This window comes from Pseudomonas sp. UMAB-40 (genome assembly GCF_900095275.1).
Taxonomy (GTDB): Bacteria; Pseudomonadota; Gammaproteobacteria; order Pseudomonadales; family Pseudomonadaceae; genus Aquipseudomonas; species Aquipseudomonas mandelii_B.
Map to the genome: position 1 here is coordinate 69,292 of NZ_LT607565.1, position 17,107 is coordinate 86,398.

Genomic DNA, 17,107 nt, shown 5'->3' on the forward strand with positions numbered 1-17,107 from the left:
CTGGCTTGCCAGCGATGGGCGCGACTCGGTCCTTAGAGCGAAGCCAACTCGGCTTCAGCCTCAACAGCCTTCGCCGCCTTCAATTGCCGCATCTGCTCACACCCCCACAACACCCGCTCCGGGGTCGCCGGCGCATCGATGTTCGGTTGATGCTTGTAGTCACCGAGGCTCGCCACCGCATCCTTGATCGCACACCACGACGCGATGCCCAGCATGAACGGCGGCTCGCCCACGGCCTTGGAATGGAACACCGTGTCTTCCGGGTTCTTGCGGTTTTCCACCAGTTTCACCCGCAGGTCCAGCGGCATGTCGGCCACAGCCGGGATCTTGTAGCTGGCCGGGCCGCTGGTCATCAGTTTGCCTTTGTTGTTCCACACCAGTTCTTCCATGGTCAGCCAGCCCATGCCCTGGATGAAACCGCCCTCGACCTGGCCGATGTCGATGGCCGGGTTCAGCGAGTCGCCGACGTCGTGGAGGATGTCGGTACGCAGCATTTTGTACTCGCCGGTCAGGGTGTCGATGATGACCTCGCAGCACGCTGCACCGAACGCGTAGTAGTAGAACGGACGACCACGTGCCTGACTACGGTCGTAGAAGATTTTCGGGGTCTTGTAGAAGCCAGTACTCGACAGCGACACCTGGGCGAAATACGCCTGCTGGATCAGCGCTTCGAACGTCAGGATGTGATCGCGAACCCGTACATGGCCATTGTGGAATTCCACGTCTTCTTCGCTGACCTTGTACTGGCGCGCAGCGAATTCCACGAGGCGTTTCTTGATGATTTCAGCGGCGTTCTGTGCGGCTTTACCGTTGAGGTCGGCACCGCTGGAGGCAGCGGTCGGCGAGGTGTTCGGCACCTTGTCGGTGTTGGTAGCGGTGATCTGCACGCGGTCCATTTCCACCTGGAACACTTCGGCCACCACCTGCGCAACCTTGGTGTTCAAACCCTGACCCATTTCCGTGCCGCCATGGTTCAGGTGGATGCTGCCGTCGGTGTAGACGTGGATCAGCGCACCGGCCTGGTTGAGGAAGCTGGCAGTGAAGGAAATACCGAATTTGACCGGGGTCAGCGCCAGGCCTTTTTTCAGGATCGGACTGTTGGCGTTGTAGCGACGGATCGCTTCACGACGCTCGGCGTACTGGCTGCTTTCTTCCAGTTCGGCAGTCATTTCCTCGAGCATGTTGTGCTCGACGGTCTGGTAGTAATGGGTGACGTTGCGCTCGGTCTTGCCGTAGTAGTTGGCCTTGCGCACCGCCAGCGGATCGAGGGCCAGATGCCGGGCAATCGCGTCCATCACTTCCTCGATGGCGACCATCCCTTGCGGGCCGCCGAAGCCACGGTAAGCGGTGTTCGACGCGGTGTTGGTCTTGCAACGGTGACCGTTGATGGTCGCGTCGCCCAGGTAGTACGAGTTGTCGGCGTGGAACATCGCACGGTCGACAATCGACGCCGACAAGTCTGGCGAGCAACCGCAGTTGCCGGCCAGTTCCAGGGCGATGCCGTGCAGGCGACCGGTGCTGTCGAAGCCGACGTCGTACTCGACGTAGAACGGATGGCGCTTGCCGGTCATCAGCATGTCTTCAACGCGCGGCAGGCGCATCTTGGTCGGCTGGCCGGTGAGGTGCGCGACGACTGCGCACAGGCATGCCGGGCTCGCAGCCTGGGTTTCCTTGCCGCCGAAACCACCGCCCATGCGGCGCATGTCGACGACGATTTTGTTCATCGACACGTCCAGAACCTCGGCCACCAGTTTCTGCACTTCGGTGGGGTTCTGCGTCGAGCAGTAGACGATCATCCCGCCGTCTTCGGTCGGCATCACCGAAGAGATCTGGGTTTCGAGGTAGAAGTGTTCCTGGCCGCCGATGTGCAGCGTGCCTTGAATACGGTGTTCGGCAGTCGCCAATGCGCCGGCCGAATCGCCACGCTGATGGGTGTGGCTGTCGAGCACGAAGTGGCGTTTGCGCAGCGCTTCAACCACGTCCAACACCGGCTCGAGATCTTCGTATTCGATGATCGCGGCCATGGCGGCTTTGCGTGCAGTTTCCAGATCTTTCGCAGCGACGGCCAGTACGGGTTGACCGACGAATTGCACGTCGTCGATGGCCAGCAATGGATCGCCCGGCAGCAAGGGGCCGATGTCTTTCAGGCCCGGCACGTCTTCGTGGGTAATGACGATGCGCACGCCTTCGAAGGCGTAGCAGGGCTTGGTGTCGATGCTGATGATTTTCGCGTGGGCACGGTCCGACAGGCGTGCGTAAAGGTGCAGCTGATTCGGAAACTCCAACCGGTCGTCGATGTACTGCGCTTCACCGGACACATGCTTGGCGGCGCTGTCGTGCTTGACGCTGCGGCCGACACCGGTGGTCAGGTCCTTGGCGAACAGTTCAGCCAGTTCGGCCTGGGTCTTCTCTACGGCGTGATGGTTAGACATAAGCGGTCACCCGAGTCTCGATGTGCGGCGTTTGCAGTTCGATGAAGTATTTGCGCAGCAGGTTTTGCGCGCTGAGCAGGCGATATTCCTTGCTGGCGCGGAAGTCCGAGAGCGGCGTGAAATCTTCGGCCAGTGCGGCGCAGGCGCGTTCGACGGTGGCGTGATTGAATGGCGCGCCGAGCAACACGGTTTCGCAGTGATTCGCACGTTTCGGAATTGCGGCCATGCCGCCGAAGGCGACGCGGGCGTCGGCGATCACGCCGTTTTCAATGCGCAGATTGAAGGCGGCGCAAACCGCGGAAATGTCATCGTCCAGGCGCTTGGAAACTTTGTAGGCGCGGAACAGCTGTTCGGCGCTGGCACGGGGTACGATGATTTTCTCGATGAACTCGCTTTCCTGGCGCGCGGTGACCCGGTAATCGATGAAGTAATCTTCCAGCGCCATCGTGCGGCGGATGTCGCCTTTGCACAGGACTATTTGCGCGCCCAACGCAATCAGCAGGGGAGGCGAGTCACCGATCGGAGAGGCGTTGCCGATGTTGCCGCCGAGGGTGCCCTGGTTGCGGATCTGCAAAGAAGCGAAGCGTTGCAGCAATTCACCAAAATCCGGGTATTCGGCTTTCAAGGCTTCGTAGCAATCGGAGAGGGCGGTGGCGGCGCCGATTTCCAGGCGATCGTCGAAGCGTTCGATGCGCTTCATTTCGGCAACGTTGCCGACGTAGATCATCACCGGCAACGCGCGATGAAACTGGGTGACTTCCAGCGCCAGATCCGTACCGCCGGCCAGTAGCCGGGCCTGTGGATAAGCGTCGTAGAGGTCAGCCAGATCGGCCACGGTCAGCGGCACCAGGCAGCGCTTGTCGCCACTGTTGAGTTCGCCGATGTCGGTAGGTGCGATGGCTTTCAGGCGAGCGATGGTATCGGCTTCGCGGGCATCGAATTGATCCGGTTGTTTACCGCAGCAGGATTGCTCGGCGGCTTCCAGAATCGGTCGATAACCGGTGCAACGGCACAGGTTGCCGGCCAGCGCTTCGTGGGCCTTATGGGAATCGGGTTGATCGCTGTTTTTTTGCAGCGCGAACAGCGACATCACGAAGCCCGGGGTGCAGAAGCCGCATTGCGAACCGTGGCACTCGACCATGGCTTTCTGCACGCTGTGCAGTTCGCCCTGGTGCTTGAGGTCTTCGACGCTGATCAGTTGTTTGCCGTGCAATGACGACACGAACGTCAGGCACGAGTTGAGGCTGCGATAGCGAATGTGTTCGCGGCCAGCGTCATCCGTTTGCAACTCGCCGACCACCACGGTGCAGGCGCCGCAGTCACCGCTGGCGCAGCCTTCTTTGGTGCCGGGTTTGCCCACATGGTCGCGCAGATAATTGAGCACGGTCAGGTTTGGGTCCAGGGCGTGCTCGCTACGGAGTTCCTGGTTAAGTAAAAACTGGATCACGGAAGGCCTCGCAGACTCATTATTGTTGTTAACCGACTTGGACCGAATTTATCAGGTCTGACTTTGCGGTCAATGATTTTCTGACTTAAAGGTCAGGAAACAGCATTTTGTCGATCAACGACTCGTTCCTTCATTATTGACCCTCGCGGGTTAGCCTGCTTTTTGCTTGATTCGTGCCAAAAACCGCTGAGTGGGCACTCCGCCATGACCCTTCATGTGCGCTACACTGCGCCGCTTGTGCAGATCGAAGAGTTTGAAGGACAACCATGACGTTCAAGGCGCCGGACAGCCTCGCCGAGCAAATTGCTCACCACCTCGCCGAACGCATCATTCGTGGCGAAATGAAGCCCGGGGAGCGCATCCAGGAACAGAAGGTCACGCTGGCCCTCAATGTCAGCCGCGGATCGGTCCGCGAAGCCTTGCTGATTCTCGAGCGCCGCCACCTGATCGCGATCCTGCCGCGACGTGGTGCCCACGTCACCGAGCTCACCGCACACAAGGTGCAGAGCCTGTGCACGCTGATGAGCGAGCTGTACATTTTGCTCGGCAACGCCGTCGCCAAAGGCTGGCAGGTCCAGGCTGACATGGCGCCGTTCGTGCAGATCCAGCAGCGCCTGGCCGCCAGCTATGAGCGTCAGGACATCCGCACCTTCGTCGACGACAGCTTCAATGTGATGCGCGCCGCGTACCCGTTTGCCAATAACCCGTACTTGCAGGAAACCGTCGAGAACCTGCAACCGGCGATGAGCCGTGCGTATTTCCTCGCCCTGGACCAGCGCAAGGCCTCGATGAGCGAGTTCCTCGAACTGTTCGAACGCTTGCTCGCCGCTGTGCTGGCCCGTGACTTTCCGCAGATCCGCGAAGTGCTGACGGCCTATGCCCAGCGCAGCAGCGATCTGGTGGTTTCTGCCCTGACGGACGCTTAAGCGTGCGACTCAAGTGCATAAAACTGGCAGGGTTCAAATCCTTCGTCGACCCGACCACGGTGAACTTCCCCAGCAACATGGCGGCGGTGGTCGGGCCCAATGGCTGCGGCAAGTCGAACATCATCGACGCCGTTCGCTGGGTGATGGGCGAAAGTTCGGCGAAGAACCTTCGCGGCGAGTCGATGACCGACGTCATCTTCAACGGTTCGACCAGCCGTAAGCCGGTGAGCCAGGCGAGTATCGAACTGGTATTCGATAACTCCGACGGCACGCTGCTTGGCGAATACGCCGCCTACGCGGAAATTTCCATTCGCCGCAAAGTGACCCGCGACAGCCAGACCACCTACTACCTCAACGGCACCAAATGCCGTCGTCGCGATATCACCGACATCTTTCTGGGCACAGGCTTGGGCCCGCGCAGCTATTCGATCATTGAGCAGGGGATGATCTCCAAGCTGATCGAGTCCAAGCCCGAAGACCTGCGTAACTTTATCGAAGAAGCGGCGGGTATCTCCAAGTACAAGGAGCGTCGGCGCGAGACCGAAAACCGCATTCGTCGCACCCATGAAAACCTTGCCCGCCTGACCGATTTGCGTGAAGAGCTTGAGCGCCAGCTTGAGCGTTTGCACCGCCAGGCCGAGGCCGCCAAGAAGTATCAGGAATACAAAGGCGAGGAGCGTCAGCTCAAGGCCCAACTGTCGGCGCTGCGCTGGCAGGCGTTGAACGAACAGGTTGGGCAGCGCGAAGCAGTCATTGGCAATCAGGAAGTCACCTTCGAAGCGTTGGTCGCTGAACAGCGCAACGCCGATGCGGCCATCGAGCGCTTGCGTGACGGGCACCACGACCTGTCAGAGCGCTTCAATCTGGTGCAGGGGCGCTTCTATTCGGTCGGCGGCGACATTGCCCGGGTCGAGCAGAGCATCCAGCATGGTCAGCAGCGTTTGCGGCAGTTGCAGGATGATCTGAAAGAAGCCGAGCGTGCGCGATTGGAAACCGAATCGCACCTCGGCCACGACCGCACGTTGCTGCTGACCCTCGGTGAAGAGCTGGACATGCTCACGCCGGAGCAGGAAGTCACCAGCGCCGCCGCCGAAGAAGCTGCCGCCGCGCTGGAAGAATCCGAGACCACCATGCACGGCTGGCAGGAGCAGTGGGACACCTTCAACCTCACGGCCGCCGAGCCGCGCCGCCAGTCCGAGGTCCAGCAGTCACGCATTCAGCAACTCGAAACCAGCATGGAGCGTCTGGCCGATCGCCAGAAGCGCCTTGGCGAAGAGCGCGCGTTGCTCTCGGCGGACCCGGAAGACGCGGCGATCATGGAACTCAGCGAGCAATTGGCCGCGAGCGAAGCAACCCTCGAAGATTTGCAGGCCAGCGAAGAAGCCCAGGTCGAACGCCTTGAGCAACTGCGTCAGGAATTGCAATTGGCGCTGCAGAATCAGCAGCAGGCCCAGGGCGATTTGCAACGCCTGAACGGTCGTCTCGCGTCTCTTGAAGCCTTGCAGCAAGCCGCGCTCGATCCGGGCACCGGCACCGCTGAATGGCTGCGCGAACAACATTTGGCGGACCGTCCGCGTCTGGCCGAAGGCCTGAAAGTTGAAGCCGGTTGGGAGCTGGCGGTGGAAACCGTGCTCGGTGCCGACCTGCAAGCGGTGCTGGTGGATGACTTCGGCGATTTCGATCTGGCCGGTTTTACCCAGGGCGATTTGCGTTTGCTCAGCCCGGCCAGCGATGGCGTGCGAGTGCCGGGCAGCCTGCTTGACAAGGTTGAAGCGCAGATCGATCTGTCGCCCTGGTTGGGGCAGGTCAAACCGGTTGAGAATCTTGAGCAAGCGTTGGCCCTGCGCAGTCAGCTGACCGTCGGCCAGAGCTTGATCAGCCGCGACGGCTATTGGGTTGGCCGACACTTTCTACGTGTTCGCCGGGCCAGCGAAGCGGAAAGCGGCGTACTCGCCCGGGGTCAGGAGATCCAGCGACTGAGCATCGAGCGCGAAGAGCGCGAGGCCACGGTCGAAACCCTCGAAACCCAACTTCAGACGCTCAGGGCGCAGCAGCGTCAGCAGGAAAACGGCCGCGAACATTTGCGTCGTTTGCTGCAAGACGAAGCGCGTCAGCAAGGTGAATTGAAAGCCCAGTTGTCTGCCGGCAAAGCCAAGGCCGAACAACTGACCTTGCGCCGTACACGCCTGGACGAAGAACTCACCGAATTGGCTGAGCAACGCGCGCTGGAGCACGAAAATATCGGTGAAGCGCGCCTGCAATTGCAGGAAGCCCTCGACGCCATGGCGCTGGATACCGAGCAGCGTGAGTTGCTGCTGGCCCAGCGCGACAGCCTGCGCGAGCGACTTGATCGGGTGCGTCAGGAAGCCCGGCAACACAAGGATCACGCCCATCAACTGGCGGTGCGTCTGGGTTCGCTCAAGGCGCAACACGACTCCACACGTCAGGCGTTGGAGCGGCTGGAGATGCAGTCTGAGCGCCTGACCGAGAAACGTGAACAGCTGAGCCTTAATCTGGAGGAGGGCGAAGCGCCGCTGGAAGAACTGCGCCTGAAACTCGAAGAGTTGCTCGACAAGCGCATGACTGTCGACGAAGAACTGAAAACGGCGCAGATCGCTCTGGAAGACGCTGACCGTGAATTGCGTGATGCGGAAAAACGTCGCAATCAGGCCGAGCAGCAATCGCAGTTGATTCGCGGCCAGATGGAAACCCAGCGCATGGAATGGCAGGCCCTGACCGTGCGCCGCAAGGCGCTCGAAGATCAGTTGCTGGAAGACGGCTACGACCTGCACGGCGTGCTCGCCACGCTGACCGCCGAGGCTAACGAGAAGGACGCCGAAGAAGAACTCGAACGCATTACGGCGCGGATTCAGCGCCTCGGTGCGATCAACCTGGCGGCCATCGACGAATACCAGCAACAATCCGAGCGTAAACGTTATCTGGATGCGCAGAACGACGATCTGGTGGAAGCGCTGGACACCCTCGAGAACGTGATTCGCAAGATCGACAAGGAAACCCGAAACCGCTTCAAAGATACCTTTGATCAGATCAATGGTGGTTTACAGGCCCTTTTCCCAAAAGTTTTCGGTGGAGGACGCGCGTATTTGGAACTGACGGGCGAAGATCTACTCGATACAGGGGTAACGATCATGGCGCAGCCGCCAGGAAAGAAGAACAGCACCATCCATTTGCTCTCCGGTGGTGAAAAAGCCCTGACCGCATTGGCCCTGGTTTTTGCGATCTTCAAGTTGAATCCGGCGCCGTTCTGCATGCTCGATGAAGTTGATGCACCCTTGGATGACGCTAACGTTGGACGCTACGCACGGCTGGTCAAAGAGATGTCGCAAACGGTGCAGTTCATCTATATCACCCACAACAAGATTGCCATGGAAATGGCCGAGCAACTGATGGGGGTAACGATGCACGAACCGGGTTGTTCGCGTCTGGTGGCAGTGGATGTCGAGGAGGCGATGGCGATGGTGGAGGCCTGAGTCGGCGCTTGTAGGGCAAGTATTTTTGGTCTGTAGGACTTTTTTACCTGTCTCGACTTGCTGGCCAATCGACATATTCGCGCAAGCCATTGTGACAGACGGTGTAAAGTTACCTTTGGTCGTGCTAGTTTAATGTCAATTTTTCGTATACGTGGGCAAAACGCCTGTCAGAACATAGAGTTGGCGCCACGTTTTAAAGCGGTTTGCGAGTTGTAAACCCCTTATTTTTCAGCATTTTTTATAGAGGCACGGGATTACATGGAAATCGGTCTGCGCGAGTGGCTGATCGTCATCGGCATTATTGTCATTGCCGGTATTCTTTTCGATGGCTGGCGTCGCATGCGCGGCGGCAAGGGAAAACTGAAATTCCGTCTTGACCGAAGTTTGTCCAATCTGCCGGACGAGGACACCAGCGCCGAGCTGTTGGGCCCGCCCCGCGTGCTTGATACGCATAAAGAACCGCAACTGGACGAGCACGATCTGCCGTCGGTGAGCATGCCTGCCCGTGAACCGCGTGAGTCGGGTTCCAAGCGCGGCAAGCGTGGCCATGGCGAGCCTTCCCAGGGCGACATGAACCTCAGCCTGGATCTGGACGGCGGCCCGAGCTTCAGCAGCCGTGACGACGATTTCCCGGATGACACCAAGGCTTCGCCGTCGATCAGTGACAAGGAACAACCGCAAGCCGAAGAAGTGCTGGTGATCAGCGTGATCTGCCGTGACGCTGCCGGCTTCAAAGGCCCGGCGCTGTTGCAGAACATTCTGGAAAGCGGTCTGCGTTTCGGCGAGATGGATATTTTCCACCGCCACGAAAGCATGGCCGGCAACGGCGAAGTCCTGTTCTCCATGGCCAATGCGGTCAAGCCGGGCATCTTCGATCTGGACGACATCGACCACTTCAGCACGCCGGCGGTGAGCTTCTTCCTCGGCCTGCCAGGCCCGCGTCATCCGAAGCAAGCCTTCGACGTGATGGTGGCCGCGGCGCGCAAACTTTCCCAGGAGCTGAACGGCGAACTGAAAGACGACCAGCGCAGCGTGCTGACCGCCCAGACGATCGAGCATTACCGTCAGCGCATCGTCGAATTCGAACGCCGCGCCCTGACCCAGAAGCGCTGAAATTGGCAACGTGCGGGAAGTCGTAATAACCCCGTACCTTTGTAGGAGCCGGCTTGCTGGCGATGGCGTCCTCGAAACTACCATCGCCAGCAAGCCGGCTCCTACAATGATTAAACCGCGTTTACAGATTGAGCAGCCTCGGCTGCTCTTTTGCTTTATGAGAGAACACCCATGACCGCCGCCAAAACCCGCATTCTAGAGCTGCGCGCTGAGCTGGATCAGCACAACTACCGTTATCACGTGCTGGACGAGCCGAGCATCCCGGACGTCGAATACGACCGGTTGTTCCATGAGCTCAAGGCCCTCGAAGCGGCCCATCCCGACCTGATCACCAGCGACTCGCCGACCCAGCGCGTCGGCAGCGCAGCGCTGTCGGCGTTCACTCAGGTGCGCCACGAAGTGCCGATGCTCAGCCTCGGCAACGCCTTCGAAGAAAACGACATGCGCGAGTTCGATCGCCGGGTGACTGAAGGCCTGGACCTGCCGGCCGGTGACTTGTTTGGCGGCGGCGCGGCGGTGGAATACAGCTGCGAACCGAAGCTCGATGGCCTGGCGGTCAGCCTGCTTTATCAGGACGGCGTGTTGGTACGCGGCGCGACGCGCGGCGACGGCACCACCGGCGAAGACATCAGCGTCAACGTGCGTACCGTGCGCAACATCCCGCTGAAACTGCAGGGGACCGGCTGGCCAGCGACCCTGGAAGTGCGCGGCGAAGTGTTCATGTCCAAGGCCGGTTTCGAGCGCCTGAACGCCACGCAACTGGAAGTCGGCGGCAAGACCTTCGCCAACCCGCGCAATGCGGCGGCCGGCAGCTTGCGCCAGCTGGATTCGAAAATCACCGCCAACCGCCCGCTGGAGTTCTGCTGCTACGGCATCGGCCAGATTTCGGCGGACATTGCCGACACGCACATTGGCAATCTCAAACAGCTCCAGACCTGGGGCATGCCGATCAGTCGCGAGCTGAAACTGGCGCACGGCATCGATGAGTGCCTGGATTACTACCGTGACATCGGTGAGCGCCGTAACGGGCTGGCCTATGAAATCGACGGCGTGGTGTTCAAGGTCAACAGCATCGCTTCCCAGCGTGAATTGGGTTTCCGCGCTCGCGAGCCGCGCTGGGCGATTGCCCACAAATTCCCGGCCATGGAAGAACTCACCGAACTGCTCGACGTGGAATTCCAGGTCGGGCGCACCGGCGCCGTGACGCCTGTGGCGCGCCTGAAACCGGTCAAGGTCGCCGGGGTCACCGTGGCCAATGCGACGTTGCACAACATGGATGAAGTGGCGCGTCTGGGCCTGATGATCGGCGATACCGTGATCATTCGCCGCGCGGGCGATGTGATTCCGCAAGTGGTGCAAGTGGTCATGGAGCGTCGCCCGGACGATGCGCGTCCAGTGCAGATTCCCGAGAAGTGCCCGGTCTGCGGCTCGCATGTCGAGCGCACGCAACTGGTCAAGCGCAGCAAGGGTCGCGAGACCGTCAGCGAAGGCGCGGTCTACCGTTGCGTCGGTCGTCTGGCCTGCGGGGCGCAACTCAAGCAGGCGATCATTCACTTCGTCTCCCGTCGTGCGATGGACATTGAAGGTCTGGGCGACAAGAGCGTCGAGCAATTGGTCGATGAGGGGCTGGTGAGTTCTCCCGCCGATCTGTATGCCTTGAAGTTCGAGGACATCGTTGATCTGGAAGGCTTCGCCGAGCTGTCGAGCAATAAACTGCTCGCTGCGATCAAGGACAGCAAGACACCGAGCCTGGCACGGTTCATCTACGCCCTCGGGATTCCTGATGTCGGCGAAGAGACGGCCAAGGTGCTGGCGCGCTCTCTCGGCTCGCTGGAGCGGGTTCAGCAGGCGTTGCCGCAAGTGCTCACGTACTTGCCGGATGTCGGCCTGGAAGTGGCTCACGAGATTCACAGCTTCTTTGAAGATGCGCATAACCAGCAGGTTATTGCGAAGTTGCTCGAGCACGGCCTGCAGATTCAGGATCAGGGCGAGTTGGGGGCCGAATTTGCCGCCAGCACGACGCTGGGCGGTTTCCTCGACAAGCTGCACATTCCTTCGGTCGGGCCGGGTGGGGCGCAGAAGCTGGCGGACAAGTTTGGTTCGCTGGAATCGGTCATGAGCGCTGACTGGCTGGACATGCGCCAGGCCTTGCCCGAGAAACAGGCGAATTCGGTTCGAGATTTTTTCGCGATTGCAGAAAATCGCCAGATTGCCGAGTCCGCTGAGAAACAGCTGCGCGATTTCGGCATGCACTGGCAGAGCGAGAAAAAAGTCATCGAAGGCCTGCCGCTGGCGGGCCAGACCTGGGTGCTGACCGGTTCGCTGGAATTGATGAGCCGCGACATTGCCAAGGACAAACTCGAAAGCCTCGGGGCCAAAGTGGCCGGTTCGGTGTCGGCCAAGACCCATTGTGTGGTAGCTGGGCCGGGTGCCGGTTCGAAGCTGGCCAAGGCCAATGAATTGGGACTGAAGGTGCTCGATGAAGAAGCGTTTGTCGATTTCCTGAAAAAACACGACATCCCGGTCTGACCCTGGACTGTGGCGAGGGGGCTTGCCCCCGTTCGGCGACGCAGTCGTCGCAAAACCGGCGCACGCAATCTGTCTGTGATAATGCGATTGCCGGGGCTGGGGCTGCTGCGCAACCCAACGGGGGCAAGCCCCCTCGCCACAAAAGCAATTCACACTGCCAGGTTTATCGTGGGAACGATCTTCGCGCAGCAATGATCTAGTCTTGGCAAGCCCCAGGGAGAGATCGCCATGTACCGCTTCTTCGAACAGCTCAGCTCGCGCATCGCCGCGCCCTTCATCGGCGAAAGTTCGCGCAACAGCAAGGTCTGGCAGTGCCGCTGCGGGCAGTCGCTGTTCTTTCGCAACAGCCAGTGCCTGGCCTGTTCGGCAGCGTTGGGCTATCAGCCGGAACAGAGCCGCCTGTCCTCGCTGCAACCGGGTGTGCAGGCGGATACCTGGTTGCTTGACGCCGACCCTGACGCCGGTCTGTTCCGACGCTGCGCCAACCTCGATTCCCCGGCCGCGTGTAATTGGCTACTGCCGGCCAATGACCACGATGCGCTGTGCATCGCCTGTAGCCTGAATCGCACCATCCCTGATCTGTCGATTGCCGAGAACCACGAACGCTGGCGCCAGGTCGAAACCGCCAAGCGTCGTCTTGTCGCGCAGTTGATCAGCCTCGGATTGCAGGTGATTCCCAAAAGCGTCGACGAACAGACCGGTCTGGCCTTCGATTTCATCGGTGTCGACCTAGAAGGCAAGCCGCCGACCACGGGTCACGCCAATGGCCTGATCACCCTTGATATCAAGGAAGCCGACGACGCCCACCGCGAAAAGGTCCGGGTGCAAATGCGCGAGCCTTATCGCACGCTGCTCGGGCATTTTCGTCATGAGGTCGGGCATTATTACTGGGACCGGCTGATCGCCAACAGTCATTGGCTGGAACCATTTCGCGGGCTGTTCGGCGACGAGCGTGCCAGCTACGCCGAGGCACTCGAACGCCATTATCAGCAAGGCGCGCCGCTGGACTGGCAGCAACATTGCGTCAGCGCCTACGCGACCATGCATCCATGGGAAGACTGGGCGGAAACCTGGGCGCATTACCTGCACATGATGGACGCGGTGGACACGGCGCTGGGGTTCGGCATGAGCGCGCGGGAGATGGATTTCGACTACCAGCCATTCCCGCTCGACACGCTCTACGATCCGCAGCATCCCGGCGGCGTGGCATTCCTGTCGTTCGTTAACGCGTGGATCGAGCTGGCCGGCATGCTCAACGAGCTGTCGCGCAGCATGGGGCAGCCGGATTTCTATCCGTTCGTGCTGCCACCAGCGGTCATCGCCAAACTGCACTTCATCCATCTGGTGATCCAGCAGGAGGGCGGCAGGGCGGATGAGGTGTTGCAAGACCTGTAGCCGCCTGCATTCACTTGCAGCAGCCTCGCAAGCTCGACAGCGGCTGCATGACTACGGTGTTCTGCAGACTTTGCATGTCCTTGAACCAGCACATATTTTTTAATCCCCCCGAACGGTTGTAACTTCGTCTCAGATAGGTACAATGGCGCGGCTCGCCGTCAGGTGAGCGTCGTTATGGTGACCCCATCGGTCCCCCCGCAACGATTACCCGTGAACCTGGTCAGATCCGGAAGGAAGCAGCCACAGCGGGAACATTGTGTGCCGGGGTGTGGCTGGTGGGGTTGCCTCCATAACGCACCGCGAGCCCTCTCTCGCGTTTTCTGTCTGAAAATACTTATTGTGTGTGCTGCCAGGGTGCTTGATCCAGGCGGTTCTTTGTCGTTCCCGATTTCTGTAATGAGCGTAAAAAGGAGGCCGACGTGTCGTATAAGACACGTCGGCCTCCTTTTTCATTTCCGCCACTAAGGCTTGGACAAGGCCTGGTCAACCGCTGCGATCAGCTTTCCCAGATCCTTCGGGGTGGCTTTGTGGATGACACCGAACAGATACGCCCGCTGTTCATCTTCATCGCCCAGATCGGCGAAAAAGGCTTTCAGCTTTACGTCCAGCACGTCGGCAAGCAGGAACAAGGCTTCGACGCTGGGGGTGTAGGTTCCGGTTTCAAAGCGGCTGATGGTTTTGGGGTCAAAACCGGTTTTTTCGCCGAGTTCAGCCTGAGTAAGCCCCGCGACCTTGCGGTAGCGTCGGATGGCCGGACCCAAACTTGAAATTTGCATCGCTCAATTCCCATTTAGAATCAAGAACTTAACGATAGATTTTTGCATTAGGCAACTGCATGATCCATCACCTTGCTTTGCAAAATGTGATGCGTTTCGTAGAATCGCCGCCAATAAGGGGTGATTGGTGATCTGTTTCCCAAAAATGGGCGATGCAAAACCGCCAGCATTGCGCTCCTTTGCCGGCCTTGCACGAGGTTTTTGAGACTAGCCGATCTTCGGTTCTGCGCGGTCATCAAATGCGGGTCATGGAGTGAAAACGTGTTTGCGCAGTCCCACCGCTAGCGACAGCGAGCCTGATTCATGGATGAGAAATACCGCAGGGCCGTGGATGCCGCCGCCATTTTTTCCGAGACTGACCTGAGCGGCCGGATCACCCACGTCAATGATCAGTTCTGCGCCGTGTCCGGTTATAGCCGCGACGAGTTGCTCGGGCAGAACCACCGTCTCCTCAACTCCGGCGTGCACACCGCTGATTTCTTCGCCGGCATGTGGCGAACCATCGCGCTGGGCAACGTCTGGAAGGGCGATATCTGCAATCGCGCCAAGGACGGCAGCCTGTACTGGGTCGAAAGCACCATGGTGCCGGTACTCAATGACGACACCGGACGGGTCGATCGATACCTGTCGATTCGTTTCGACATCAGCGAAAAGCGCCAGCTGTTGCATTCCCTGCAATGGCGGGTCGGGCACGACGTGCTGACCGGGCTGCCCAATCGTGCGTTTCTCTCGGATCTGCTGGACCAGGCGCTGGAGTTCTCCCGGCAGGAACACATCCCGCTCGCCGTCTGCATGCTCGACCTTGACGGGTTCAAGGCGGTCAACGACGGCTACGGTCACGCCAGTGGCGATCAATTGCTGGTGGAAGTCGCCAAGCGTTTGCGCCACATCGTGCGTGGTGAAGATGTCGTGGCGCGGTTGGCCGGCGACGAGTTCGTGCTGGTGTTGCGTTACGTGCGGGATCTGCCGGAATTACGTGCGGCGCTGAACCGGGTGCTGGGGGCGATTTCGGCGCCGTACACGTTGCATGGCAAGGACATCAATGTGTTCGCCAGCATCGGCGTCACGCTGTTTCCCCTCGACCATGAAGATGCCGAAACCCTGTTGCGTCACGCTGATCAGGCCATGTACGTGGCCAAGCAGCGCGGGCGCAACCGATTCCATCTGTTCGACGTGTCCAGGGATCAGGAGGTCAAGGCCACTCACCAGACGGTCGAGCGCGTGCGCCAGGCGCTGGCCGCCGATGAGTTGCGTCTGCATTTCCAGCCCAAGGTCAACATGCGCCTTGGCGTGGTGGTCGGCTTCGAGGCGCTGTTGCGCTGGGAACATCCGCAAAACGGCATGGTGCCGGCCCGGGAGTTTTTGCCGTTTGTGGAAGAGACGGACCTGATCGTCGACATCGGTGAATGGGTGATGGATCAGGTGCTGACGCAGTTGCACCGCTGGCAGCAGGCGGGGCAGGGTTGGCCGATCAGTATTAATATCGCGGCACGGCATTTTCAGCGCGCGGATTTCGTCGACCGGCTCAGGCACGTCCTCGCCCGGCATGCCGACGTTGCGCCGCAGATGCTCGACCTGGAAATCGTCGAGTCGGTGGCGGTCGAGAATATCCAGCACGTCAGCGACTGTTTGCAGGCCTGTCAGGCGCTGGGGGTGCAGTTTTCACTGGGCGACTTCGGCACTGGCTATTCGTCGCTGAGCTACCTCAAGCGCTTGCGCACCCAAACCATCAAGATCGATAAGTCGTTTGTGCGCGACATCCTGGATGATCGCGATGACTTGGCGCTGACCACCGCGGTGATCGGCCTGGCCCGGGCGTTTGGCCGGCAGGTGATCGCTGAAGGGCTGCAAAGTATCGAGCACGGTGAGTTGCTGTTGCGACTGGGGTGTGAAGTGGCTCAAGGCTATTTCATCGCCCGGCCAATGCCGCCTGCCGATGTGCCGGCGTGGGTCGCCGGGTTTGTCGCGCCGCCGCAATGGCAGGCGCTGGATCAGGCGGGCTGAACTTTTGAGACCACCGCTGGACCCCTGTGGGAGCGGGCTTGCTCGCGAAAGCGGTGTATCAGTCGACATCAGCGCTGAATGACACACCGCTTTCGCGAGCAAGCCCGCTCCCACAGGGGCCCGAGTTGATTAGAAAGATCGCTAACGTGGGCCAGGTTCCGAGCCTATATAAAGCCGGATAATGTCATCAATCTCCCCCGACATTTTCATCCGCAGCAACGTGCGCAATATACGTTGCACCGGCACCTTGGGGTCGTTGCGCACGTAGCAGCCGACGCTCTGTTCCTGCAGCACCGCCACGCCTTTGAGTTGCTTGTCGGGTAACAGGCGCTGATTGAACCAGTCCAGTGTCCATTGATTGCTCACGGCATAGCGATAGCGCCCGGCGTGGAGTTTTTCCAGCACCTGTTCCTGGTTGCGCGCGTCTTCGCGGTGCAGTCGGTCGGCATCGAAAAAGGGTTGCAACGTCGGGTAGCTATAGCCGAGTACGGTGCCGATGGCTTGTCGCGACAAGTTCGCCGGCACCACCGAAGGCAGCGGATCGTGCCGGCTGATCAGCATGTCGCGCTGAAACCACAGCGGAATGCTCCAGATGTAGTCGCCGGACTGATTCGGCAGCCAGGACTGCGCGGCATAGCAGCGCACATCGACCTCGCCGTGTTCCATGGCGTTTTGCACGCGCGCCCGCGGTAGCACGTGAAATTCGGCCGGGACGCCGACCTGGGTCGCGAGGCTGAGCATTACGTCGAACAGGATGCCCTGGGTGACATGACCGTGTTCCAATTGCACCATCGGCATCGCCCAACTGTCGGGCACCACAAAACGCAGCGGCGCTTCGGCGGCGGCGACGCTCAGACTTATCCACAGCAGTGCCCCCAAGGCAAAACGCATAAACGCTCCGGTGCTTCACAAACCTGAGCCGATAAAAGCCCCCCAAAGTGCATCTTAGCCAGATTAGACGAGCGCACCGGATGCAATTTTGGCCTTGCTCCGC

At 60.0% G+C, this 17,107-nt stretch carries 10 protein-coding genes and 1 other RNA gene; 7 read left to right on the plus strand and 4 right to left on the minus strand.

Features of this window, described 5'->3' with window-relative positions; genetic code table 11:
* Positions 1-32: 32 nt before the first annotated feature.
* The gene (xdhB, locus tag K0F88_RS20905; RefSeq protein WP_219096389.1) at positions 33-2,432 is read right to left on the minus strand and encodes a xanthine dehydrogenase molybdopterin binding subunit; all 2,400 of its coding nucleotides are present in this window, start codon (positions 2,430-2,432) and stop codon (positions 33-35) included.
* Positions 2,425-3,879 carry a xanthine dehydrogenase small subunit gene (gene xdhA / locus K0F88_RS20910; protein ID WP_219096390.1) on the minus strand — a complete coding sequence of 485 codons (1,455 nt, stop codon included), beginning with the start codon at positions 3,877-3,879 and terminating at the stop codon, positions 2,425-2,427. The genes xdhB and xdhA overlap by 8 nt, the downstream gene beginning before the upstream one ends.
* A gap of 266 nt (positions 3,880-4,145) precedes the next feature.
* Here xdhA and K0F88_RS20915 point away from each other — a divergent pair, with 266 nt between their 5' ends.
* The 6 genes from K0F88_RS20915 to ffs all read left to right on the plus strand — a co-directional run bounded on the left by K0F88_RS20915 (position 4,146) and on the right by ffs (position 13,614).
* Positions 4,146-4,805 carry a GntR family transcriptional regulator gene (locus K0F88_RS20915; protein ID WP_109628876.1) on the plus strand — a complete coding sequence of 220 codons (660 nt, stop codon included), beginning with the start codon at positions 4,146-4,148 and terminating at the stop codon, positions 4,803-4,805.
* 2 nt (positions 4,806-4,807) lie between these two features.
* Positions 4,808-8,296: a chromosome segregation protein SMC gene (gene smc, locus K0F88_RS20920; protein WP_219096391.1), complete on the plus strand. Its 3,489-nt coding sequence runs from the start codon at positions 4,808-4,810 to the stop codon at positions 8,294-8,296.
* A gap of 258 nt (positions 8,297-8,554) precedes the next feature.
* Positions 8,555-9,409 (plus strand): cell division protein ZipA, encoded by an 855-nt coding sequence (gene zipA, locus K0F88_RS20925; RefSeq protein ID WP_094471477.1) that lies wholly within the window; start codon positions 8,555-8,557, stop codon positions 9,407-9,409.
* A 171-nt stretch (positions 9,410-9,580) separates the two neighbouring features.
* Positions 9,581-11,938 carry an NAD-dependent DNA ligase LigA gene (ligA, locus tag K0F88_RS20930; protein WP_219096392.1) on the plus strand — a complete coding sequence of 786 codons (2,358 nt, stop codon included), beginning with the start codon at positions 9,581-9,583 and terminating at the stop codon, positions 11,936-11,938.
* 228 nt (positions 11,939-12,166) lie between these two features.
* Positions 12,167-13,333: a putative zinc-binding metallopeptidase gene (locus K0F88_RS20935; protein ID WP_219096394.1), complete on the plus strand. Its 1,167-nt coding sequence runs from the start codon at positions 12,167-12,169 to the stop codon at positions 13,331-13,333.
* Positions 13,334-13,517: 184 nt separating this feature from the next.
* An RNA gene (ffs, locus tag K0F88_RS20940) (signal recognition particle sRNA small type) lies at positions 13,518-13,614 on the plus strand.
* Between the two features lie 180 nt (positions 13,615-13,794).
* On the opposite strand, the gene K0F88_RS20945 is transcribed toward ffs, so the two are convergent.
* The gene (locus tag K0F88_RS20945; protein WP_094471480.1) at positions 13,795-14,109 is read right to left on the minus strand and encodes a helix-turn-helix domain-containing protein; all 315 of its coding nucleotides are present in this window, start codon (positions 14,107-14,109) and stop codon (positions 13,795-13,797) included.
* A gap of 303 nt (positions 14,110-14,412) precedes the next feature.
* Between K0F88_RS20945 and K0F88_RS20950 the strand changes: the two genes are divergently transcribed.
* Positions 14,413-16,113: a bifunctional diguanylate cyclase/phosphodiesterase gene (locus K0F88_RS20950; RefSeq protein ID WP_094471481.1), complete on the plus strand. Its 1,701-nt coding sequence runs from the start codon at positions 14,413-14,415 to the stop codon at positions 16,111-16,113.
* 141 nt (positions 16,114-16,254) lie between these two features.
* Here K0F88_RS20950 and K0F88_RS20955 read toward each other — a convergent pair whose 3' ends face one another.
* Positions 16,255-17,004 carry an ABC transporter substrate-binding protein gene (locus tag K0F88_RS20955; RefSeq protein WP_094471482.1) on the minus strand — a complete coding sequence of 250 codons (750 nt, stop codon included), beginning with the start codon at positions 17,002-17,004 and terminating at the stop codon, positions 16,255-16,257.
* Positions 17,005-17,107: the final 103 nt, after the last annotated feature.

Bases quoted from the DNA above. Each gene is read 5' to 3' on its own strand.
- xdhB (WP_219096389.1), bottom strand. From the start codon at position 2,432: ATGTCTAACCATCACGCCGTAGAGAAGACCCAGGCCGAACTGGCTGAA.
- K0F88_RS20915 (WP_109628876.1), top strand. From the start codon at position 4,146: ATGACGTTCAAGGCGCCGGACAGCCTCGCCGAGCAAATTGCTCACCAC.
- zipA (WP_094471477.1), top strand. From the start codon at position 8,555: ATGGAAATCGGTCTGCGCGAGTGGCTGATCGTCATCGGCATTATTGTC.
- ligA (WP_219096392.1), top strand. From the start codon at position 9,581: ATGACCGCCGCCAAAACCCGCATTCTAGAGCTGCGCGCTGAGCTGGAT.
- K0F88_RS20935 (WP_219096394.1), top strand. From the start codon at position 12,167: ATGTACCGCTTCTTCGAACAGCTCAGCTCGCGCATCGCCGCGCCCTTC.
- K0F88_RS20945 (WP_094471480.1), bottom strand. From the start codon at position 14,109: ATGCAAATTTCAAGTTTGGGTCCGGCCATCCGACGCTACCGCAAGGTC.
- K0F88_RS20950 (WP_094471481.1), top strand. From the start codon at position 14,413: ATGGATGAGAAATACCGCAGGGCCGTGGATGCCGCCGCCATTTTTTCC.
- K0F88_RS20955 (WP_094471482.1), bottom strand. From the start codon at position 17,004: ATGCGTTTTGCCTTGGGGGCACTGCTGTGGATAAGTCTGAGCGTCGCC.